At 38.7% G+C, this 22,683-nt stretch carries 15 protein-coding genes; 9 read left to right on the plus strand and 6 right to left on the minus strand.

The features are described 5' to 3' along the window. Window positions 1–9: 9 nt before the first annotated feature. Window positions 10–1,263 carry a beta-ketoacyl-ACP synthase II gene (fabF, locus tag H4K33_RS09890; RefSeq protein ID WP_182648436.1) on the minus strand — a complete coding sequence of 418 codons (1,254 nt, stop codon included), beginning with the start codon at window positions 1,261–1,263 and terminating at the stop codon, window positions 10–12. 197 nt (window positions 1,264–1,460) lie between these two features. Beyond that, window positions 1,461–1,697, minus strand: coding sequence for an acyl carrier protein (locus tag H4K33_RS09895; RefSeq protein ID WP_002988156.1), 237 nt, complete (start codon window positions 1,695–1,697; stop codon window positions 1,461–1,463). A 198-nt stretch (window positions 1,698–1,895) separates the two neighbouring features. On the opposite strand from H4K33_RS09895, the gene H4K33_RS09900 reads away from it, so the two are divergent. Continuing rightward, complete coding sequence (locus tag H4K33_RS09900) at window positions 1,896–2,465, plus strand: phosphoribosylglycinamide formyltransferase (protein ID WP_182648438.1); 570 nt, start codon at window positions 1,896–1,898, stop codon at window positions 2,463–2,465. Continuing rightward, a complete protein-coding gene (gene rnhA, locus H4K33_RS09905) occupies window positions 2,466–2,942 on the plus strand; it encodes a ribonuclease HI (protein WP_182648440.1) in 477 nt (158 codons plus the stop codon). It begins immediately after the preceding gene. A gap of 145 nt (window positions 2,943–3,087) precedes the next feature. On the opposite strand, the gene H4K33_RS09910 is transcribed toward rnhA, so the two are convergent. Continuing rightward, window positions 3,088–6,561 (minus strand): hypothetical protein, encoded by a 3,474-nt coding sequence (locus H4K33_RS09910; RefSeq protein WP_182648442.1) that lies wholly within the window; start codon window positions 6,559–6,561, stop codon window positions 3,088–3,090. 320 nt (window positions 6,562–6,881) lie between these two features. On the opposite strand from H4K33_RS09910, the gene H4K33_RS09915 reads away from it, so the two are divergent. Further along, window positions 6,882–7,808: a PfkB family carbohydrate kinase gene (locus H4K33_RS09915; protein WP_182648443.1), complete on the plus strand. Its 927-nt coding sequence runs from the start codon at window positions 6,882–6,884 to the stop codon at window positions 7,806–7,808. 64 nt (window positions 7,809–7,872) lie between these two features. Further along, entirely contained in the window at window positions 7,873–9,771 is a 1,899-nt protein-coding gene (locus H4K33_RS09920) for an amidophosphoribosyltransferase (RefSeq protein ID WP_182648445.1), read from the plus strand. 49 nt (window positions 9,772–9,820) lie between these two features. Here the strand turns inward: H4K33_RS09920 and H4K33_RS09925 are convergent, their stop codons facing one another. Next, a complete protein-coding gene (locus H4K33_RS09925) occupies window positions 9,821–11,221 on the minus strand; it encodes a DASS family sodium-coupled anion symporter (protein ID WP_182648447.1) in 1,401 nt (466 codons plus the stop codon). 184 nt (window positions 11,222–11,405) lie between these two features. Then, window positions 11,406–12,011 (minus strand): superoxide dismutase, encoded by a 606-nt coding sequence (locus H4K33_RS09930; protein ID WP_182648449.1) that lies wholly within the window; start codon window positions 12,009–12,011, stop codon window positions 11,406–11,408. 103 nt (window positions 12,012–12,114) lie between these two features. Here H4K33_RS09930 and H4K33_RS09935 point away from each other — a divergent pair, with 103 nt between their 5' ends. From H4K33_RS09935 to H4K33_RS09950, 4 genes are all read left to right on the plus strand, one after another. Then, window positions 12,115–15,267, plus strand: a complete 3,153-nt coding sequence (locus H4K33_RS09935; protein WP_182648451.1) for an exodeoxyribonuclease V subunit beta — start codon at window positions 12,115–12,117, stop codon at window positions 15,265–15,267. Between the two features lie 32 nt (window positions 15,268–15,299). Then, a complete protein-coding gene (kbl, locus tag H4K33_RS09940) occupies window positions 15,300–16,493 on the plus strand; it encodes a glycine C-acetyltransferase (RefSeq protein WP_182648453.1) in 1,194 nt (397 codons plus the stop codon). A gap of 109 nt (window positions 16,494–16,602) precedes the next feature. Beyond that, the gene (locus tag H4K33_RS09945) at window positions 16,603–17,994 is read left to right on the plus strand and encodes a thrombospondin type 3 repeat-containing protein (protein WP_182648455.1); all 1,392 of its coding nucleotides are present in this window, start codon (window positions 16,603–16,605) and stop codon (window positions 17,992–17,994) included. Between the two features lie 72 nt (window positions 17,995–18,066). Then, complete coding sequence (locus tag H4K33_RS09950; RefSeq protein WP_182648457.1) at window positions 18,067–20,826, plus strand: PD-(D/E)XK nuclease family protein; 2,760 nt, start codon at window positions 18,067–18,069, stop codon at window positions 20,824–20,826. A 42-nt stretch (window positions 20,827–20,868) separates the two neighbouring features. Here H4K33_RS09950 and H4K33_RS09955 read toward each other — a convergent pair whose 3' ends face one another. Next, entirely contained in the window at window positions 20,869–21,654 is a 786-nt protein-coding gene (locus H4K33_RS09955; RefSeq protein WP_182648459.1) for an alpha/beta fold hydrolase, read from the minus strand. 157 nt (window positions 21,655–21,811) lie between these two features. Here H4K33_RS09955 and H4K33_RS09960 point away from each other — a divergent pair, with 157 nt between their 5' ends. Further along, the gene (locus H4K33_RS09960; RefSeq protein WP_182648461.1) at window positions 21,812–22,666 is read left to right on the plus strand and encodes a ChaN family lipoprotein; all 855 of its coding nucleotides are present in this window, start codon (window positions 21,812–21,814) and stop codon (window positions 22,664–22,666) included. Window positions 22,667–22,683 lie beyond the last annotated feature (17 nt).

The raw sequence follows: 22,683 nt of genomic DNA on the forward strand, positions 1-22,683 counted from the left end.
TTGCTGTGCTTAAATGTCTAATTTCTTGACGAGTACACAAGCGTTGTGTCCTCCGAAACCAAATGTATTACTCATACCTACTTTCACTTCTCTTTTTTGAGCTTTGTTAAAGGTAAAGTTTAATTTAGCATCGATTTGATCATCATCAGTAAAATGGTTGATCGTTGGAGGTACAATACCATGTTCGATAGATAAAATTACCGAGATTGCCTCTATCACTCCAGCAGCTCCCAAAAGGTGACCTGTCATAGATTTGGTAGAGTTTAAGTTCATTGAATACGCGTGATCACCAAAAACATTTAAAATAGCTTTTGATTCTGCGATATCACCAAGAGGAGTTGATGTTCCGTGTAAGTTTACAACGTCTACATCAGATGGTTCAAGACCAGCATCTCTCAGACAGTTTTTCATTACGTTTGTAGCGCCTAATCCTTCTGGATGTGGTGCAGTTAAGTGATGTGCATCTGCAGACATACCTCCACCGCCAATTTCACAGTAGATTTTAGCTCCACGTGCAACAGCATGTTCGTATTCTTCCAATACTAATGCCCCAGCACCTTCGCCAAGTACAAAACCATCACGGTCTTTGTCCATGGGTCTAGAAGCTGTTTCCGGACTGTCATTTCTTGTTGATAAAGCGTGCATAGCGTTAAAACCTCCCACACCTGCAATCGTTACTGCTGCTTCAGAACCTCCTGTTACCATGATGTCTGCCATACCTAAACGAATGTAGTTGAAGGCATCAATAATCGCATTGGTAGAAGAAGCACATGCCGATACTGTAGTGAAGTTTGGTCCTCTTAAGCCATACTTAATTGAAATATGACCTCCAGCGATATCTGCAATCATTTTTGGAATGAAGAAAGGATTGAATCGAGGTGTGCCATTTCCATTAACGAAATCAGTTACTTCGTTTTGGAAGGTCTCTAATCCACCGATACCTGAACCCCAAATAACTCCAGCTCTATCTTTATCTATTTTCTCTAAGTCTAATTTTGAATCAACAACGGCCTCATCAGCACTAACCATGGCTAATTGAGCGTATCGATCCATTTTACGTGCCTCTTTACGATCAATAAAATCTTCTACATTGAAATTCTTTACTTCGCACGCAAATTGGGTTTTGAAATTGGTAGCATCAAAATGTGTAATCGGAGCTGCTCCACTTACGCCATTAATAAGACCGTTCCAATACTCTTGGATGTTATTCCCTATGGGGGTAAGAGCACCTAAACCTGTTACAACAACTCGCCTTAATTTCATAAAGTAAATATTATGGTTTAATAAGTTAAAAAAACCCAATTTTTCACTTTTGTAAAAGGAAACATTGGGTAGCTTTATATTTGTTTATCAGATCACTATGCCAGTGAATCTGTCCTTTTTCTATTCTAAAAATAAGTGGGTATGTCAAAAAAATAATAACGCCCACGTGCTGTGAACAACACGTGGGTTATTAGTTATTACTTCTTAGCTTCTTCGATGTAAGAGATAGCTTGACCAACTGTAGCAATGTTTTCTGCTTGATCGTCTGGAATTTGAATATCGAATTCTTTTTCGAACTCCATGATAAGCTCAACAGTGTCTAGTGAATCAGCTCCTAAATCATTAGTGAAGCTTGCTTCTGCTACAACTTCGTTCTCGTCAACTCCTAATTTGTCAACGATAATCGCTTTTACTCTTGATGCAATGTCTGACATAATCTTTAATTTTAAAATTTAATTTCCTAGGGCAAAAATAAAAAACTTTATTTTATATCCTGATTATACATGTTAATTGTCAGTGCGAAATTATAAAAATAATTAATACTTAATACTATTTTTCTGTTTATTGTCAGTAATTATTCTTTTTTTTGTACTTCAATAAAGTGTTTTTTAACCTTAAATTCGGTTTATATCATGAGAAAAATAGTGCTATTCGCTTCTGGTTCAGGGACTAATGTGGAGAATATTATCAATTACTTTGAGAATAATTCAATTGTGAACCAATACCTAGTTTTGGTCAATAACCCTCATGCTAAAGTAATAGAAAAAGCTGAAAAAAGAAATGTTCCGGTTTATATTTTTGACAAAAACCAGTTGAATAACGGCGAGTTAGCGGAAAAATTAGCAGCATTTGATCCGGATTTGATCGTTTTGGCGGGCTTCTTGTGGAAGTTTCCTGAAGATTTGGTAAAAAAATACCACAACCAAGTTATCAATATCCATCCAGCATTATTACCTCAATACGGAGGAAAAGGAATGTATGGACATTTTGTACATGAGGCTGTTTTAGCCAATAAAGAGAAAGAAACGGGAATTACGATTCACTTTGTCAATGAAAACTACGATGAAGGTGCCATAATTCTACAAGCTAAAACTGCTGTAGAGCCAAATTTTACCGCTGAAGATATCGCCAAAGCTGTACAGGCTTTAGAGTACAAACACTTTCCAATTGTCATTGAACAATTGCTGTTTAAAGAAAAATAAATGAGTCAAGCTTATCAAGTTATTTTATATACCGATGGTTCCGCACAAGGTAATCCCGGACCTGGAGGGTATGGATTAATTCTCGAGTGGGCCGGTCATCAGGTATATAAAGAATTTTCCCAAGGGTATCGACTCACAACCAATAACCGCATGGAATTACTAGCAGTGATTGTGGGATTAGAAAAACTAAAAAACTCCCAAACCCGGGTATTAGTCGTGTCAGATTCTAAATATGTTGTTGATGCCGTAACCAAAGGTTGGGTATTCGGTTGGGAAAAGAAAAATTTTAAAGACAAAAAAAATCCAGATTTGTGGATGCGTTTCTTACGCATCTACCGACAACATCAAGTGTCTTTTCAATGGGTAAAAGGACACAACAATCACCCGATGAACGAACGCTGTGACGTATTAGCGGTTCAGGCAGGGAAACAAAAAGAGTTATTGGTGGATGAGTATTATGAGCAAAATAATGCGTAAGGGGCTCAGACAGGAAATTAAAAATAAACAGCGGCTTGTCATATAATGACGAGCCGCTGTTTGGGTTATTGTTTGGGTTCTTTTTGGTTCGCTCTTGATAAATGAATAGTAACCCGCATTGTTGAAGATGAGACGGGATGAATTTTTACTTTTCATATACTTGTAAGGCGCCACCCGCTAAAGTTGTGATACCGAGTACCCGAGTGGTTCCTGTTCCAAAGGTTCCTGAGGTTGTTCCTGTATTACTTGAGAAATGTGGTTGTGCAGAATTACCAGCCACTGCTACTTCGACTCTTAAGGTATTGTTGGTAGCAGTTAAAGGGGTAGTTCCTAAGGGGATAAGGATAGGAAATGTGAGTTGTTGTCGAAAATTAGAAGAGGTATTAGCTGTAAAATTACGATAATACGCCATATCTGAACCTATTTTTATGTTATTGACGTAGAAACGCAAATAGTAGGTTGCACTAACAGTCTTATTTGGTATGGTTGCACCGTTCAATTGTAGATTAGAATACATTTCCATATTATAGATCAAGAACTTTTGATTGTTTAGGTTTTCTTGTACATTAAATGTAATTGATTCTATAGGTTTATATTGCATAGTAGTAGACGCGATATCGTTGTAAGTGTAAGATACAGATGGAGTAGCGGGTAAAATAATTACATCTGTGAGATAATACCCTTTACGTGGCGATATAGTCACTCCAGTTCCAGCTATAGGAACACCAGCTTCATCTATCTCACTTTCGTTAAAGTAGGTAAACGTATCGTTTTGGTTATCAACTAACCTTGTAGTGATTGGCGGAGTTCTTTGGGCGGTAATGAATTCTTGTTCTGTTTTGTTCTCATTTCCTGGAAGACTGGTCCATATTTCGTAATTGGATAGGCCTTTGTCTCCTTTTGGACCTTTTGAACTAGCAAGAAAATCAACTTCGGTTTTGTTTTCGTTTCCAGGTTGTTCTGCCCAAAGATCATAGACAGATTTTCCGGTATTACCTTGTGGACCAACTAAACTGGCTAAGAAATCGGCTTCTGATTTATTAGCATTGGCCGGTTGTGCCGCCCAAAGTGCATAAGCAGATTGTCCTGCAGCTCCATCAATTCCATCTTCTCCTTTGATTCCCGTAGCGAAATCAGCTTCCGTTTTATTTTCGTTGCCTGGTTGTTCGGCCCACAGTTGGTAGGCAGATTTACCGTTAATCCCATCTGTACCTTTTAAACTCGCTAAGAAATCGGCTTCTGATTTATTAGCATTGGCCGGTTGTGCCACCCAAAGTGCATAAGCAGATTGTCCTGCAGCTCCATCAATTCCATCTTCTCCTTTAATTCCTGTAGCGAAATCAGCTTCCGTTTTATTTTCGTTACCGGGTTGTTCCTTCCAGAGCTCATACGCGGATTTACCGTTGTCTCCTTTATCTCCTTTTGCACCTTGTGGTCCAACTAAGCTAGCTAAGAAATCGGCTTCTGATTTATTAGCGTTGGCCGGTTGTGCCGCCCAAAGCGCATAGGCCGATTGTCCGTCTTGTCCGTCGATTCCGTTGGCGAACTCCATTTCGGTTTTATTCTCGTTACCGGGTTGTTCCTTCCACAACTCGTAAGCGGATTTACCGTTGTCTCCTTTATCTCCTTTTGCACCTTGTGGTCCAATTAAGCTAGCTAAGAAGTCTGCTTCTGATTTATTGGCATTGGCCGGTTGTGCGACCCAAAGCGCATAAGCCGATTGTCCGTCTTGTCCGTTAATTCCTGTAGCGAACTCCATTTCGGTTTTATTCTCGTTACCGGGTTGTTCCTTCCAGAGCTCATACGCGGATTTACCGTTGTCTCCTTTATCTCCTTTTACACCTTGTGGTCCAACTAAGCTAGCTAAGAAGTCTGCTTCTGATTTATTGGCATTGGCCGGTTGTGCCGCCCAAAGCGCATAAGCCGATTGTCCGTCTTGTCCGTCGATTCCGTTGGCGAACTCCATTTCGGTTTTATTCTCGTTACCGGGTTGTTCCTTCCAGAGTTCATACGCTGATTTACCGTTATCTCCTTTTGCACCTTGTGGTCCAATTAAGCTAGCTAAGAAGTCTGCTTCTGATTTATTAGCGTTGGCCGGTTGTGCCGCCCAAAGCGCATAAGCCGATTGTCCGTCTTGACCGTCGATTCCGTTGGCGAACTCCATTTCGGTTTTATTCTCGTTACCGGGTTGTTCCTTCCAGAGCTCGTAAGCGGATTTACCGTTATCTCCTTTTGCACCTTGTGGTCCAACTAAGCTAGCTAAGAAATCGGCTTCTGATTTATTGGCATTGGCCGGTTGTGCCGCCCAAAGTGCATAAGCCGATTGTCCGTCTTGACCGTTAATTCCTGTAGCGAAATCAGCTTCCGTTTTATTCTCGTTACCGGGTTGTTCCTTCCAGAGCTCATACGCTGATTTACCGTTATCTCCTTTTACACCTTGTGGTCCAACTAAGCTAGCTAAGAAATCGGCTTCTGATTTATTGGCATTGGCCGGTTGTGCCGCCCAAAGCGCATAAGCCGATTGTCCGTCTTGTCCGTCGATTCCGTTGGCGAACTCCATTTCGGTTTTATTCTCGTTACCAGGTTGTTCCTTCCAGAGCTCATACGCTGATTTACCGTTATCTCCTTTTACACCTTGTGGTCCAACTAAGCTAGCTAAGAAATCGGCTTCTGATTTATTGGCATTGGCCGGTTGTGCCGCCCAAAGCGCATAGGCCGATTGTCCGTCTTGTCCGTCGATTCCGTTGGCGAACTCCATTTCGGTTTTATTCTCGTTACCGGGTTGTTCCTTCCAGAGCTCATACGCTGATTTACCGTTGTCTCCTTTATCTCCTTTTGCACCTTGTGGTCCAACTAAGCTAGCTAAGAAATCGGCTTCTGATTTATTAGCATTGGCCGGTTGTGCCGCCCAAAGCGCATAGGCCGATTGTCCGTCTTGACCGTCAATTCCGTTGGCGAACTCCATTTCGGTTTTATTCTCGTTACCGGGTTGTTCCTTCCAGAGCTCATACGCTGATTTACCGTTGTCTCCTTTATCTCCTTTTGCACCTTGTGGTCCAATTAAGCTAGCCAAGAAGTCTGCTTCTGATTTATTGGCATTGGCCGGTTGTGCGACCCAAAGCGCATAAGCCGATTGTCCGTCTTGACCGTCAATTCCATTCGATCCTTGAACATTTGTCCACTGTTGGGTTTGCTCATTAAAAATCCAAAGTCCATCTTGGTTGACCACCATCGTTATACCTGTTCCTGGTGCTCCCGGTGTGCCAGGTAGTCCTGGTTCTCCTCTTTCTCCGGGGTTCCCCTCAACGGTGTTTTTAGATAGATCAGTTGATGTGCTAAGTCGTTCCCATTGACTGCCTCCCCAATAATAATATCCTGGTTTTAGTCCTTCGTTAGTGGTTGTATTATACACTAATAGGCTTTCGACATTTCCATTGGTGATGGTATTTTTGTCCGTTGTGCTTTTTAAAGCAATTTGCGGTATTAATATACCACGGTTATTGCCTACAACAGTTAATTCTGCCGAGAGGTTAGGTTGTTTTGTTCCTATGCCTACTTGCGCTTGAGCAAAATAGCTCATGGAACAGAAAGTAAATAGGATGAGTGTTTTTTTTTTCATTTCTATACTATTTTAGTTACTATTGGCTTTGGTTGGGAATTGTAAAATTCGGAAACGAAGTGTTAAGGCAGCGATCAAATTAGTATGAGTATTGGCATCTCCCTTTTTTTGAATGTATTTTAACTTTTGTTTAAAAAAAGGAAGAGATCTTTTTTTAAAACACAAAGACGAAAGGTAGTTTTTGTTGATTTATTGAATAAAATGGGTTGTTGATTTGAGGTAACTCTTTGACTATAAGTTAATTTTCGAATAAAAGAGATTAATTTTTGTTCGAAAAAAAGGAATGCTATATATTTGCACCTTATTTCTTTTCCAAAAATATGAACAAGTTATTGATCGTCGGAACAGTGGCGTTTGACACCATAGAAACACCATTCGGGAAAACGGACAAAGTATTAGGAGGTGCTGCTACATATATAGGACTGTCTGCTTCTCATTTTGAAGTTGAATCAGCGATAGTTTCTGTAGTAGGGGATGACTTTCCGAAAGAATATATTGAATTACTAGAAAGTAAAAATATCAATACAACAGGTATTGAAGTTGTTCCAGGCGGTAAAACCTTCTTTTGGAGTGGTAGATACCACAACGATTTGAACGCGAGAGATACCTTAGATACACAATTAAATGTATTAGAGAATTTCAATCCTGTGGTTCCTGCTGATTTTAAAAACGCAGATGTGGTGATGTTGGGGAATTTACATCCAGCGATTCAGCAATCGGTATTAAATCAATTGGAACAAAAGCCAAAATTAGTGGTACTTGATACAATGAATTTTTGGATGAATTGTGCATTAGAGGAGCTAAAATCGGTATTGAAACACGTAGATGTGATTACCATTAACGATGAAGAGGCTCGTCAATTATCTGGAGAGTATTCTCTAGTAAAGGCAGCTGAAGTAATTCACGAAATGGGACCTCAATACGTTGTAATTAAAAAAGGAGAACATGGGGCCTTGTTGTTTTCAGGTAAAGATGTCTTCTTTGCACCAGCATTACCACTAAAAGAAGTATTTGATCCAACCGGAGCAGGTGATACTTTTGCAGGGGGATTTGCCGGGTATTTAACAGAAAGAGGAAATGTATCCTTTCAATGTATGAAAAACGCCATTATTTTTGGCTCTAACTTAGCCTCCTTCTGTGTAGAAGAGTTTGGAACACAGCGAATGGAGCAGCTAGAGGAAACCGAAATGAAAAAAAGATTAATGCAATTTAAAATGTTAACACAGTTCGACATTGAACTCACATAAACATGCAACATACTAAGCCTCGTCGTGGGGCTTTTTTTAATGATAACACACAACACAACGAACTATGAGTGACGCACTACAACACGAATGTGGAATTGCTTTTTTACGACTAAAAAAGCCTCTATCCTATTATAAAGAAAAATATGGGAGTGCATTTTACCCCATTCAAAAAATGTACTTGCTATTAGAAAAGCAACATAATAGAGGACAAGATGGAGCTGGTTTGGCAAGTATTAAACTTGATATGGAGCCAGGTGAACGCTATATTAGTCGTGTGCGTTCTAATAAAGCACAACCAATTCAAGATATTTTTGCTCAAATCAATGGGCGCATTAATGCTGAAATGGAAGAGCATCCTGAATATGCAGATAGTGCTGATCTACAGAAAAAACACATCCCGTATTTGGGTGAAGTGTTTTTAGGGCATGTGCGTTATGGAACCTTTGGAAAGAATAGCATCGAGAGTGTTCATCCTTTTTTGCGTCAAAACAATTGGATGCACCGCAATTTAATCGTTGCTGGAAACTTCAACTTAACGAATGTTAGAGAATTATTCGACGATTTAGTGCGCTTGGGCCAACACCCTAAAGAAATGTCAGATACCATTACGGTAATGGAGAAAATCGGTCATTTCTTGGACGATGAAATCGACGATTTATACTACAAAATAAAACAAGAAGGATTTTCTAAAAAGACGGCTTCACCAATTATTGGCGAGCGTTTAGATATTGCTCGTATCTTGAGAAGAGCTTCTAAAAACTGGGACGGTGGATTTACTATGGCAGGAATGTTAGGACATGGAGATGCTTTTGTGTTTAGAGATCCAGCGGGAATTCGCCCAGCATTCTACTATGAAAATGATGAAATTGTCGTAGTAGCAAGTGAGCGTCCAGTAATTCAAACGGCGTTGAATGTGCCTTTTGAAGATATTAAAGAACTAACACCAGGGCAAGCAATTATTGTAAAGAAAGATGCAAGTGTACACTTTGAGCAAATCTTAGAACCACTTCCATTAAAAGCTTGTTCATTCGAACGCGTGTATTTCTCAAGAGGAAATGACGCCGATATTTACCAAGAACGCAAAGACTTAGGAAAGTTAATCTTTCCTCAAGTGTTAGACGTGATTAACAACGATACGGATAATTCGGTATTTTCTTATATTCCCAATACATCAGAAACGTCTTTCTTTGGAATGATTGAAGGGGCTCAAGATTTCTTGAATCAGCGTAAGATTTCGGATATCTTGAAAAATAAAGAGGCATTGTCTGAAGCGAAACTACAGGAAATCCTGTCAGTAAAATTGCGTACAGAGAAGATTGCAATTAAAGATGCGAAATTGCGTACGTTTATCACAGACGACAGCAGTCGCGATGATTTAGTTGCTCACGTATATGACGTAACGTATGGCGTGATTAAACCAACGGATAACTTGGTGATTATCGACGACAGTATCGTACGTGGAACAACCTTGAAGAAAAGCATCATCCGCATGTTGGATCGCTTGAATCCAAAGCGCATTGTGGTTGTTTCTGCAGCACCTCAAGTGCGTTACCCAGATTGCTACGGAATCGATATGGCCAAATTAGAAGGGTTAATTGCTTTCCAAGCGGTAATCGAGATGCTGAAAGAGCGCAATATGTATCATATTGTGGAAGAAGTATACCAAAAGTCAAAAGCACAAGTAGGCTTGAAAGATGACGAAGTAATCAACCACGTAAAAGAGATTTATGCACCTTTTACGGATGAGGAGATTTCAGCAAAAATTGCTCAAATGGTAACAGAAGAGGGGATCAAATCGGAAATCAAAATCGTCTTCCAATCGATCGACAACTTACACAAAGCTTGTCCGAAAAACTTAGGGGATTGGTACTTCACGGGTGACTACCCTACTAAAGGAGGAAACCGCGTAGTTAACCGCGCTTTCATCAACTACTACGAAGGTAGAGATGAGAAACCGTATTAATAGAAATTAAGCATTATATAGAAGCACCGAGAGATCGGTGCTTTTTTTATTACCCCAACCAAAAAAAGTAAGCGACAGTTGCGATAATAACCGCACAGAAAATATTCAGGATAAACCCCGCTTTCATCATTTCCTTTTGTTGAATATCACCTGTACCGAATACGATGGCATTGGGAGGAGTGGCTACAGGAAGCATAAACGCACAAGAAGCACCGAGTCCGATAATCATCGATAGTCCGAGGGGATGCATGCCTAATTCCTGTGAAATCGAAAAGAAAATGGGAACCAACAACGCTGCACTAGCTGTGTTGGAGGTGAATTCTGTCAAAAAGACAATAAAAAAAGCAACAATTAAGCTAATGATAAAGAAAGAGCTACCGTGAATAATAGAAACTAACACATCCGCCATAACCTTACTTGCTCCCGAGTCTCTGAGTACCATACTCAGCGTTAATCCCCCACCAAACAAAAGTAAAACACCCCAATCGACATTGTGTTGTAGTTCTTTCCATCGAGAAACCTGACTTACACAAATGAGAATAAATGCACCTAAAGCAATGAAGGTATCAAAGTTTTTAAAAGAGCCTTCAAAACCAACTAAAGCTGCAAATAGCGGATTGATTTGATTGCTCAAAATCCAGCAAATGGCCGTTAATAAGAAAATCCCTAGGGTAATCCAGCGATCCGTATTCATGGGAATGGATTCCATTTGGTGTTCAAACTTCAGGTTGAGTTTAGGTTTAAAGACAAAGTAAATCACTACAATCATTAAAGGAAGGAGGATAATTACCATTGGGAATCCCATTTTGAGCCATTCCGCAAAAGATAGGTTGAGTTGAGAAGCGACGATCGCATTGGGAGGGCTCCCTACAATGGTTCCCATTCCGCCAATACTCGCACTATAAGCGATACCCAATAGAGCAAAAACATAGGTGTTGCGGTGTTTGGTTTTATCCAATTGACTTAATATACCCGTTACCAGCGGGAGCATCATGGCTACAGTTGCCGTATTGCTGATCCACATAGACAATACAGCTGTAGCGAGAAACAAGTAAAAAATAGCATGCGATAACCGACCTTTTGCCAAGTACATAATCTTACTAGCGATGATTAAGTCTAGTTTTTGTACATGTAACGCTCCAGCCAAAACAAAACCACCTAAAAAAAGAAAGATATTCGGGTCTGCAAAAGAGACAAGTGCTGGTTGAACATCCGTTAGACCCAATCCGATGGCGAGTACAGGAACAAAAACTGCGGTGGTTGTTACGTGTAGCGCTTCGGTTAACCATAAAACAGCAACAAAAGCCAATAGAGCGAGCCCTTTGTTTACTTGCGGTTCATAGGGTAAAAAGTGAATCAAAGCAAATAGCATCAATACGTTTAATCCGATGATGATATAGTTTCGTTTGGACTTATGTCTAAGGCTTTCTGGTTCGTAATCGAGTTGCATGTAACAGTTGGTATTAGAAATAGATAATAGATAGGGGAAAATACAAAAAAATAAAGTAGATAGGATGTAAAAAGACGTAGAAGATTAGAAGAAAATCTATTGATTTTGTGAAGTTTTCAACTAAAAAAAGGGAAGTATCCGCGATACTTCCCTTTTGATATCTAAAGAGCGAACTCTTTATGTCTTATTTTGCTGCTGCATATCTCTTCGCAACTTCAGCCCAGTTGATTACGCTGAAGAAAGCAGAAATATAGTCAGGGCGTCTGTTTTGGTAGTTTAAGTAGTAAGCATGTTCCCAAACGTCCATTCCTAAGATTGGAGTTCCACCACAAGCAACACCTGGCATAAGCGGGTTGTCTTGGTTTGGTGTACCACATACTTCTAATTTACCATTTTTAACGCATAACCATGCCCAACCTGAACCAAATTGAGTAGCACCTGCTTTTGCGAAAGCTTCTTTGAAGTTTGCAAATGAACCAAAATCTTTAGCGATAGCATCTGCTAATTCTCCTGTAGGTTCTCCACCACCATTCGGGCTCATTACAGTCCAGAATAAGTTGTGGTTATAGAAACCTCCACCGTTGTTGCGAACTGCACCATTAGCCATATCAAGGTTTGCTAAAATCTCCTCGATTGTTTTTCCTTCTAACGCAGTACCAGCAATAGCTGCATTTAAGTTAGTAGTATAAGCATTGTGGTGTTTCGTATGGTGGATTTCCATTGTACGTGCGTCAATATGTGGTTCTAATGCGTCATACGCATAAGGTAATTGTGGTAATTCGAAAGCCATAATTCGTATTATTTAAAGATTAGTGTTATTTTTATTCAAATTTAGGGATTTTCTATGGAATATAAAAAATCTTAAGGGTTAATAAACGTTAAGGGATAATTCGATGATTAAAGCGGAAAGAGCTTCATTTTCAGTATATAACGCTTCTGCGGGTTCAGGAAAAACACATACATTAGTAAAAGAATATTTGAAAATCGTACTAGCCGATCGATCAGATGATGCGTATCGAAAAATTTTGGCGATTACCTTTACCAATAAAGCAGTGGCTGAGATGAAAAATCGAATTTTGTCTTGCCTATATGCTTTTGCGCAAAAAGAGACCGAAAAGAAGTTTCAACCGATGCTAGAGCAAATTGTGCAAGAAACGGGGTTGAAAGAGCATGTAGTGAAGGAGAAATCGGCGCGTATTATGAAGCATATTATTCACAATTATGCCTCCTTTGATATTTCGACGATTGACAAGTTTACGCATAAAGTGATTCGCTCTTTTGCCTTTGATTTGAATCTGCCCATGAGTTTTGAAGTATCTCTGGATTCGGATGAATTACTGCAAGAAGCCGTTGATTCTGTAATTGCTAAAGCAGGTACCGATGAAGAGTTAACGAAAGTATTAATTGATTTCTCTATTGATAAAGCCGATAACGATAAGAGTTGGGATATTACTCGCGAATTGAAAGAAATGGGCGCTTTGTTGCTCAATGAAAACAATCGCGATGAAATTGCTCTTTTTGATCAGAAATCGCTGCGTGATTTTGTGTCTACCCGTGATTATTTGCGCAAAAAAATAGAAGAGCTAACCAAAGAAACGCAAGAAAAAGGGAAAGCAATTTGGGATTTGTTGATTGGTAAAGGGGTGGATATGAAATCCTTCTCTCGAGGAACGTTTCCCAATCACCTCTTGGCTATTATTAACGATACAGATAAGAGTACTCAACGCAAATACGTTGAATTTGACGAAGTAGCTATACTCAAAGCCGCCAAAGATCGCGATACGATTGAGGCACTTTTACCAGAGGTTTTGCAACAATTAGCAACTATTTATCAACTATTTGCCAAGCGCTTGTTTTATCAAGCGTTTTTAAAAAATATTACACCGCTATCTCTCTTGAATATTTTAGGCATTGAAATGCAACATATTCAAGAAGAAAAAAATATGCTATCTATTAGCCAGTTTAATGCAATTATCCATAATGAAATTCAGCATCAACCTGCTCCTTTTATCTATGAGCGATTAGGAGAACGATACCGTCATTTCTTTATTGACGAGTTTCAAGATACTTCTGTTATGCAGTGGGATAACCTTGTACCATTGATTGACAATGCACTGGCGGGAGAAGATTTTGGTGTGAAAGGAACTTTAATGTTGGTAGGAGATCCCAAACAATCTATTTATCGTTGGCGCGGAGGAAAAGCAGAACAGTTTATCGCACTGAGTAAAACGGATAATCCCTTTTCTAATCCAGATAAAGAAGTTGTAGTCTTAGGTAAAAACTACAGAAGCTATGCTGAGGTAATTCACTTCAACAATAGCTTTTTTAAAGGGATTTCAAGCTTTTTTACACAGGAAGATTACAAGCATATTTACGAAAACCAAAGTCACCAAGAAATAAACAGCAAAGAAGGAGGATATGTTAATTTGCAATTTTTGGATGAAAGTTTATTGGATAAAGAAAATGAAGTTGACAAGGAGCGAGTGTATCTCGAAGCGACGCTAAACGTAATTGAAACAGGTTTGGCGCAGGGATTTTCCTATAGCGATATGGTGGTTTTAACGCGTAAACGCGCCCATGGAATCGCGTTAGCTAATTATTTAACGGAACAAGAAATACCCATTTTGTCTTCGGATTCACTCTTGATTAGTCACGCAACAGAAGTTCGGCTGATTATGGATGTGTTGCGCTATATTCGAAATAAGGAAGACAAAGAATCGAAAACACTGCTGTTGTACTATATCGCCAATAAACGTAAACAGGAAGCTGTACATGATTTTATTGAAGAGGGATTGAGTTATACGTCAGATGCGGCATTAGAGCAGTGGTTAGCAACAAAAGATATTTGCATTTCATTTGACCAATGCAGAAAAAAATCGCTGTACGAAGCAGTTGAAATTATTGTTCGAGCTTTCTTTCCCACACAAGCGACAAGTTCATACGTCTTGTACTTTATGGATATCGTTTTAGAGCGCACGATAAAAAATCAATATGGGATAGGTGATTTCATTTTGTATTGGGAAGACAACAACCACAAGTTTAGTATTCCAACGCCAGAAGGTAAAAATGCCGTTCAGCTGATGACCATTCACAAATCTAAAGGATTAGAGTTTCCTGTGGTTATTTTTCCCTTTGCGGAAGAAGATTATGATCGTTCGAATCGCGATAAATTATGGGTAGAGTTTGATGAGCTAGATGTGGGAATTGAATTGCCTAAGGCTTTGGTAGATGGAAAGAAAGAAGTGAAAGAGTATGGAGCGCTTGCAGAAGAACTGTATGCACAGAAAGAACAGGAAGAATTGCTAGACAATATCAATGTGCTCTATGTTGCTTTGACTAGAGCAGAAGAACAGTTGCATATCATTACAACAAGAGATCTGAAAACAGATGGAGAATATAAAAATAATATGTCCCGTTTTTTTATTCACTATTTACGTCAACAAGGAATTTATCAGGACGATCAACAAGTGTATGAGTTTGGTAGTCCTCAGCGTTTGTCAATAGCTAGTGAATCTACTGTAGATCAGAACAAGTTGATCCGAAGTGTGGAGCAGCTTTTTGATTTTAACGCGATTAAAATAGCAGAACGGGAGGCATTGATGTGGGATACACAAGTAGGAGAAGCTATTGCCTATGGAAATATTACCCATAAGATTATGTCATTTATTCAAACGTATTCCGATGTAGATGCAGCGATAGAACGGGCATTAGAAGAAGGGTTGATTGTGGAGAGCGAGAAGGATAACTTTAAGGGAGCGATACAACAAATTATTTCTCACCCAGATTTGCGAGATTTCTTTACGGATGGTGTCGTATACAATGAGCGTATGATTATTGGTAAAACGCAGCACAATCTAATTCCCGATCGCGTGGTTATCAAAGGTCAAAAAGCGTATTTGCTAGATTATAAAACGGGGAAGCCAGAGGATAAATATGTCAAACAATTAGCAAAATATGAAGATTCACTTGTAGCCATGGGATATGAAGTGGTTAAAAAAGTTATTTTATACATGGGAGTGGATGATTTAAATATAATACATTTGTAAAAGAGTATAGTTAACGCTTAAAAAGAGTAAGTATGTACGGAAAAATTAAAGACCATTTACAACAAGAGTTGAAGTCGATTGAAGACAATGGTTTATTTAAAAAAGAGAGAATTATTACTTCGCCACAAGGAGCAGAGATTACAGTTTCTACAGGAGAAAAAGTATTGAATTTTTGTGCGAATAACTATTTAGGATTATCCTCACATCCAGAAGTGATACAAGCGGCAAAAGACGCTTTGGATACTCATGGTTTTGGAATGTCGTCTGTGCGTTTCATTTGTGGGACACAGGATATTCACAAGCAATTAGAAGCTACAATTGCAGATTTTTACGGTACAGAAGACACTATTTTGTACGCAGCAGCTTTTGATGCGAATGGAGGAGTTTTTGAACCTTTATTAGGTGCTGAAGATGCAATTATTTCAGACAGTTTAAATCACGCCTCTATTATTGATGGTGTTCGTTTGTGTAAAGCTGCTCGTTACCGTTATGAAAATAATGATATGGCTGATTTAGAACAACAGCTGATAAAAGCTAATGAGGCAGGACACCGTTTCAAGATTATCGTTACAGACGGAGTATTTTCTATGGACGGATTAGTTGCACCATTAGACAAAATTTGTGACTTAGCTGATAAATATGATGCTTTGGTGATGGTAGACGAGTGTCATGCAGCTGGATTTATCGGAGCAACAGGAAAAGGAACGATGGAAGCGAAAAACGTAATGGGACGTGTAGATATTATTACAGGTACATTAGGAAAAGCTTTAGGAGGTGCTATGGGAGGATATACAACAGGTAAAAAAGAGATTATTGAGTTGTTAAGACAACGTTCACGTCCTTACTTGTTCTCCAACTCATTAGCTCCAATGATTGTTGGTGCTTCGTTGAAAGTGTTCGAATTGTTGAAAAAAGACACTAAATTACGCGATCAACTAGAGTGGAATACCAATTATTTCAAAGAAGGAATGAAAAAAGCAGGGTTTGATATCGTTGATGGAGACTCGGCAATTGTACCTGTGATGTTGTATGATGCGAAGTTGTCACAAGAGATGGCAGATCGCTTATTAACCAAGGGGGTTTACGTGATTGGATTCTTCTATCCTGTTGTGCCTCAAGGAAAAGCGAGAATTCGCGTGCAGTTGTCTGCAGCGCATACACAAGCGCATTTGGATCATGCTATTCAAGCGTTTATTGAAGTGGGTAAGGAATTAAAAGTCATTTAATAATTAACTTTTTTTAGTAATTCACAATAATTGTTAAGAATAAAATTTGTTAACTACACATATAATTGTATTTTTGTTTTAACATTACAATAAATAGAAAAATAAAGTTATGAAACATCTCAACAAATTAATTGCAGCGGCAATTCTATGTGCGGGTCTTTCGACTCAAGCGCAAGATGCTGACCATCCGTGGGCTGTAACTATTGGTGCGAATGCTGTAAACACTAAAGTTAGTTCAGCTAAAGGGTTTTCACACAAAATGGGAGGTTATTTCCAAACAGCAGATTGGAATATTTTACCTTCAATTTCTTACTTAAATGTATCAAGATACTTAGGTGATGGATTTTCATTAGGTGTTGTAGGATCAGTGAATAAAATTGATAAATTCATTTCTGAAGAGTCTGAAGGATACTTCAAGTACAACCCTGGGGATTTATCTTACTACGGAATTGATGCAGAAGTTAAGTATAGCTTCAAAGAAATTTTAAACTCAAAAGTTGTTGATCCATTCGTGTTAGTGGGTGGAGGATACACTTTTATGGGTGATGCAAGTACAGGAACTGTTAATGGAGGTTTAGGGTTAAACTTTTGGTTTACTAAAAACATCGCATTGACATTCCAATCTACGTACAAACATTCATTCGACGATACAAGAACTCCAGATGTTGACGTTGCATCACACATGCAACACTTCGTGGGTGTACGTTTCCAATTTGGTGGAAAAGACACTGACGGTGATGGAATCTTAGACAAATACGACGAATGTCCAGATGTACCAGGTTTACCAGAATTCAACGGATGTCCTGATACAGACGGAGATGGTATTCCAGATCATTTAGATGAGTGTCCAGATGTTCCTGGTTTAGCTGAATTCAACGGATGTCCTGATACAGACGGAGATGGTATTCCAGATCATTTAGATGAGTGTCCAGATGTTCCTGGTTTAGCTGAATTCAACGGATGTCCTGATACAGACGGAGATGGTGTGCCAGATCATAAAGACGAATGTCCAGAAGTTCCTGGTCCAAAAGAAAACAAAGGTTGTCCTTGGCCAGATAGAGATGGAGACGGAGTGCCTGATCATTTAGACAACTGTCCAGATGTTCCTGGTCCTGCTTCAAACAAAGGATGTCCTGAAATTAAAGAAGAACAAGTTAAACAACTTAACGACTACGGAAAAACAATCTTATTCCACACTGGTAAGTTTACATTCCAAGACGCTTCTTACACTGTGTTAGATAACATCGTGAAAATTATGAAAGAATTCCCAACTGCTAAATTCCACATTGCTGGATATACTGACAGTACAGGTTCTGACAAAGTAAACGTTCCATTATCTGACAACAGAGCAAATGCAGTTAAAGTTTATTTAATCGAGAAAGGTGTTGACGCGAACAGATTAACTTCTAAAGGTTATGGTTCTGAAAACCCAATCGCTTCTAACAAAACTGTTAAAGGACGTGAGTTAAACAGACGTGTTGAAATTCAATTACAAAAATAATTGAACGAAATATTCACAAGATAGAAAAGGGCTTCGAGTATTCGAAGCCCTTTTTTTATTACCTTTAGTCACATGAGTCAACAGCGTTTTTTACATCAGTTAAGTGAAGAAATAAAGAAGGATTTTCCTTCTTCTATGGATGATTTGGTTGTCGTATTACCCAATAAAAGAGCCAAGGTCTTTTTGCTAGAACAATTGAAACAGTTTTATGATCGCAGTGTCTTTGCACCTAGTATTATAAGTGTTGAAGAGCTAGTTCAGGATATCGCCCAACTTCGGGGGATTGATGCTATCGAACTCTTGTTTGAGTTTTACCACGTTTATAAAGACCTAGTAGGAGATAAAGCAGAAGACTTTGATTACTTTGTTAATTGGGCAAGGATGTTGCTGCAAGATTTTAATGAAGTTGATCGTTATCTGTTGAATCCTCAGCATGTCTTTAGTTATTTAAAAGATATTGAAGATATCAACCACTGGGCAGTAAATGTTGATCAACACACGGATTTGATCAAAAATTATTTGCATTTTTGGGAACAGATACCAATCTATTATAATGCGCTTTACGCGTATTTAAAAGAGAAAAAAATAGGCTATCAAGGGATGATCTATCGCGAGGCTGTTGCTCAACACCAGGCGTTTTTAAAGATCAATCCCAAGCAGTATTATTTTGCAGGATTTAATGCGTTAAATGCAGCGGAAGAAGTGATTATTCAGCACTTTTTAGTGGAAAAACGAGCGCGTGTTTTTTGGGATATTGATGAGGTATTTCTTCTAGATCCTTATCACGATGCTGGCTTGTTTTTGAGGCGAATTAAACAAAATTGGCCCTATTATCAACAACATCCATTTGAATGGATTTCTACTCGTTTTTCGGAGGAAAAAAAGATTGAAATTATTCAAACCCCAAAAAGTGTTGGACAAGCGAAAATTGTTGGTGCTGTAATCGATCAAGCTTTGGCTGAAGGGCAAGCATTGGATCAAATTGCCGTGGTATTGGGCGATGAAAATCTACTACAACCAGTTTTATACGGTCTTCCTGACTCCGTGAGTAGCTTGAACATAACAATGGGGTATAGTGGAAACAGCAGTCCTGTACAATTGTTTTTGAACAAAATTTTTAAGATGCATTTAGCGGCTGTTCGCCGAGGAGGAAAGCAATATGTGTTTTATTATAGAGATGTTTTAGAAGTATTGACTAGTCCTGTGATGGAAGGGTTGTTTGAGGTAGATGAGGTGGTTACTGAAATTCAGAAAAAAAACCTTACATTTTTCTCTTTCGATCGCTTCGATTCATGGGTGAAGTCGAGTGATACTGAAGCTAAGAAATTGGTTTTTACGGCTTGGAAAGACGAGGAACCAGCAGAGATTTTAAAGCGATTAATAGCCTTGGTTATTCGAGTTAAGAATAAACTAGCCGTAGATAGTCAGCAAAATCGGTTAATGAAAACGTTTTTGTTTACGACATATAATCTGTTAAACCGCTTGTTGTCCTATTGCGAGAAATATCCATTTATTCACTCTATTGAATTGTTGCACGTGTTGTATAAGCAAATCATGGATATGAGTGAGGTTTCTTTTGAAGGAGATCCTTTAGAGGGCTTGCAGATTATGGGTATTTTAGAAAGTAGGGTGTTGGATTTTGAAACGGTTATTCTTACCTCAGTTAATGAAGGTAAGTTTCCCTCTGGAAAAAGCCAAAATTCCTTTATCCCATATGATGTAAAAAGAGAATTGGGCTTACCAACTTATAAAGAAAAGGATGCGATTTACAGCTTCCACTTCTACCACTTGTTGTTGAGGGCAAAACAAGTGTATTTGATCTACAATTCACAAGCGGAAGGAATAGATGCAGGAGAGAAAAGTCGTTTTTTAGCTCAATTAGAAATGGAAACTCAACCCAAACATCAGTTGCGTAATGTTACCTATTCTGCCTATTTACCTGACAAAGCATATGAGCCTATTGCTATTGAGAAGTCTGAGGAGTTAATCTCCAAGTTAAAGACCATAGCGACAGTTAAAGGGTTTTCTCCTTCTGCCTTGACTGCGTATTTGCGTAATCCCTTACAGTTCTATGTTCAACAGGTTTTGCGTATTCGCGAAGTAGAGGAGGTAGAGGAAAGTGTGGCTTTAAATACCCTAGGGACAATTATACACAATGCTTTAGAAAATTTGTACCAACCCTATGTTGGGAAAGTATTAGATGTTGCAATGATCAAGGCGATCCAGAAAGAAGCGGATCAAGAAGTGCAGACGCAGTTTGAAGAGATTTACAACAGCGATAAAGAGAAGATGGGAAAAAACTTGCTGGCCTTTGAGGTAGCTAAACGCAATGTTTATCACTTTTTAAGAGAAGAGCTAAAAGGATTAGAGCAAGGAGATCAGGTAGAGTTGTTGGCTTTAGAAACAAGATTAGAACATGAATTGATTGATAGTCGTTTGCCTTATCCAATTAAATTGTTTGGTTTTGTAGATCGCATCGAATGTCGAAATGGAAAAATTCGGGTTATCGATTACAAGACGGGAAAGGTAGAATCTAATCAGGTAAAATTATCGCACTGGGATGGATTGACAACACAGTTGAAAAACGATAAAATTATACAATTGTTGTGTTATGCATTGATGTATGCCGAACAGCATGATATCGAGACGCTTGAAGCGGGGATTTATTCCTTTAAAAACAGAAGAGAAGGTTTTTTGTTTTTTGGCGTTCGAGAGGGAAGAACAGTGGATCACGATATTACACCAGCTGTACTACAGGCATTTAGAGAAGAATTAGTTCAGCTTATTTTAGTTATTTTAGATCCAGAGATAGCTTTTGTAGAAACTATATAATAAAAGCGAGAACATTAGTTCTCGCTTTTATGTTTTGTAAAATTAGTTTTTTATCAGTTCAGTAAGGAGTTGTTTCAACGCTTCTTTTTGTTCTATATGTAGCATATGTCCTCCTTCTAGAGTGAATACTGAAGCATTAGTGCCTGTTGCTTGTTCTAGCGTTTCTTCATAAGGCATAACAGGATCGTCCTTGCCGAGAATGAAAGAAATGCTATAAGGAGCAAAGTGTAAGAGCACTTCTCTATCAATGCGGGTTTTCATTCCTTCTAGTGCAGCTATGACTCCTTGCGTCGGAGTTTTTAATGCTTCTTCTCTGCTGTGGTCTATCTCCGGCTGAAGCACAGGTCTGAGGTGGTCTGCAAAGAGATTGTTAATAGCCATGTTGATAAACAAGGCCGCATTTTTCTTAATTAATTCAATTGCTCTATCTCTATTTTGTTTGCGTTCCAAACTGTCCGCACGTGCTGTTGAATTGACTAAGATTATGTTTTTTACTAAATCGGGATATAGTTCTGCAAATGCAAGTGAAACATAACCACCCATAGAATGACCGATCAGTGTTACTTTTTTTAGTTTGAGATGAGATACTACCGCAAGTACCATATCTGCCATATCTTCCATGGTGTGGATATAACCTAAACAATCCGTCTGACCATGTCCCAACAGATCAATACTAATGACGCGGTGTTTAGAAGAAAAATGTGCAACGTAATCCGTCCACATTTTGGCATTTTCTAAGAAGCCATGTAAAAAGATCAATGCGTTTCCTTTGCCGCTGTCATAGTAGTTGACTTGGATGTTTTTATATATCAGCGATTTTTGAATCATTATTTGTGTTTTGTTGAGGGGCAAAAGTACAGGATGCGAGGTGAAAAACAAACTTTCTGCGGTATAAATCCGCTGTTTAGCGATGGTTTTTTAATTTTTATTTATTCTAAATTACTGAAATAAAATTATCTTTGAGGCTGATAAAAACACATTAGACATGAAATATTTTTATACCCTATTGCTTACTTTGTTTTTGAGTACAACGTTTGCTGGAAATGGGCAGCCGTATCAGATTTACAATGCAAAAGGAAAAAAGGTTACGTATAAAGAAATGATTAAACAACTCGGTAAATCAGAAGTTGTTTTATTTGGAGAATACCACAACAATTCATTGGGACATTGGTTACAATTAAAAGTTACGGAAAGCTTAGGTCAGCAACACGCTTTAGTTTTAGGAGCAGAGATGTTTGAATCCGATAATCAGCAAGGATTGACAAACTATGTGACTTCAAAGATTAATGAAGAAGAATTTGCTAAAGAAGTGCGTTTGTGGAATAACTATAAAGGAGATTACCGTCCCTTGGTGGAGTATGCCAAATCGAATCAGTTGCCGTTTGTTGCTACCAATGTGCCACGTCGTTATGCGAGTATGCTATTTAAGGGAGGCATGGAAGCATTAGATACGTTGAAGATTGAAGAAAAAGCATGGATAGCTCCGTTACCTTTTCCATATGATCCGGAATTGCCAGGTTATAAGGAGATGTTAACAATGTTTGAAGCAGAACATGTCAATGAAAATTTGCCGAAAGCACAGGCAATTAAAGATGCTACGATGGCACATTTTATTCAACGCAATGTTGAAGAAGGAAAGCTCTTTGTTCATTACAACGGTTCTTATCATAGCAATAAGTATGAGGGTATTTTTTGGTATTTGAAAAACTACGCTCCACAGCTTAAAGTAGCTACGATTACTATGGTAGAGGCAGAGAATGTCGATCATTTCGAAAAACTCAATCAAGGATTGGCGGACTTTATTCTTGTTATAGATGCGAATATTTTAAAATCGTTTTAGAATCTTGTGGAATAATT

Origin of the sequence: Myroides sp. WP-1 (genome assembly GCF_014145635.1) — a bacterium.
Classification (GTDB): domain Bacteria; phylum Bacteroidota; class Bacteroidia; order Flavobacteriales; family Flavobacteriaceae; genus Flavobacterium.

Coding starts and splice junctions, on each gene's coding strand:
- fabF (WP_182648436.1), bottom strand. CDS start 1,263: ATGAAATTAAGGCGAGTTGTTGTAACAGGTTTAGGTGCTCTTACCCCC.
- H4K33_RS09895 (WP_002988156.1), bottom strand. CDS start 1,697: ATGTCAGACATTGCATCAAGAGTAAAAGCGATTATCGTTGACAAATTA.
- H4K33_RS09900 (WP_182648438.1), top strand. CDS start 1,896: ATGAGAAAAATAGTGCTATTCGCTTCTGGTTCAGGGACTAATGTGGAG.
- rnhA (WP_182648440.1), top strand. CDS start 2,466: ATGAGTCAAGCTTATCAAGTTATTTTATATACCGATGGTTCCGCACAA.
- H4K33_RS09910 (WP_182648442.1), bottom strand. CDS start 6,561: ATGAAAAAAAAAACACTCATCCTATTTACTTTCTGTTCCATGAGCTAT.
- H4K33_RS09915 (WP_182648443.1), top strand. CDS start 6,882: ATGAACAAGTTATTGATCGTCGGAACAGTGGCGTTTGACACCATAGAA.
- H4K33_RS09920 (WP_182648445.1), top strand. CDS start 7,873: ATGAGTGACGCACTACAACACGAATGTGGAATTGCTTTTTTACGACTA.
- H4K33_RS09925 (WP_182648447.1), bottom strand. CDS start 11,221: ATGCAACTCGATTACGAACCAGAAAGCCTTAGACATAAGTCCAAACGA.
- H4K33_RS09930 (WP_182648449.1), bottom strand. CDS start 12,011: ATGGCTTTCGAATTACCACAATTACCTTATGCGTATGACGCATTAGAA.
- H4K33_RS09935 (WP_182648451.1), top strand. CDS start 12,115: ATGATTAAAGCGGAAAGAGCTTCATTTTCAGTATATAACGCTTCTGCG.
- kbl (WP_182648453.1), top strand. CDS start 15,300: ATGTACGGAAAAATTAAAGACCATTTACAACAAGAGTTGAAGTCGATT.
- H4K33_RS09945 (WP_182648455.1), top strand. CDS start 16,603: ATGAAACATCTCAACAAATTAATTGCAGCGGCAATTCTATGTGCGGGT.
- H4K33_RS09950 (WP_182648457.1), top strand. CDS start 18,067: ATGAGTCAACAGCGTTTTTTACATCAGTTAAGTGAAGAAATAAAGAAG.
- H4K33_RS09955 (WP_182648459.1), bottom strand. CDS start 21,654: ATGATTCAAAAATCGCTGATATATAAAAACATCCAAGTCAACTACTAT.
- H4K33_RS09960 (WP_182648461.1), top strand. CDS start 21,812: ATGAAATATTTTTATACCCTATTGCTTACTTTGTTTTTGAGTACAACG.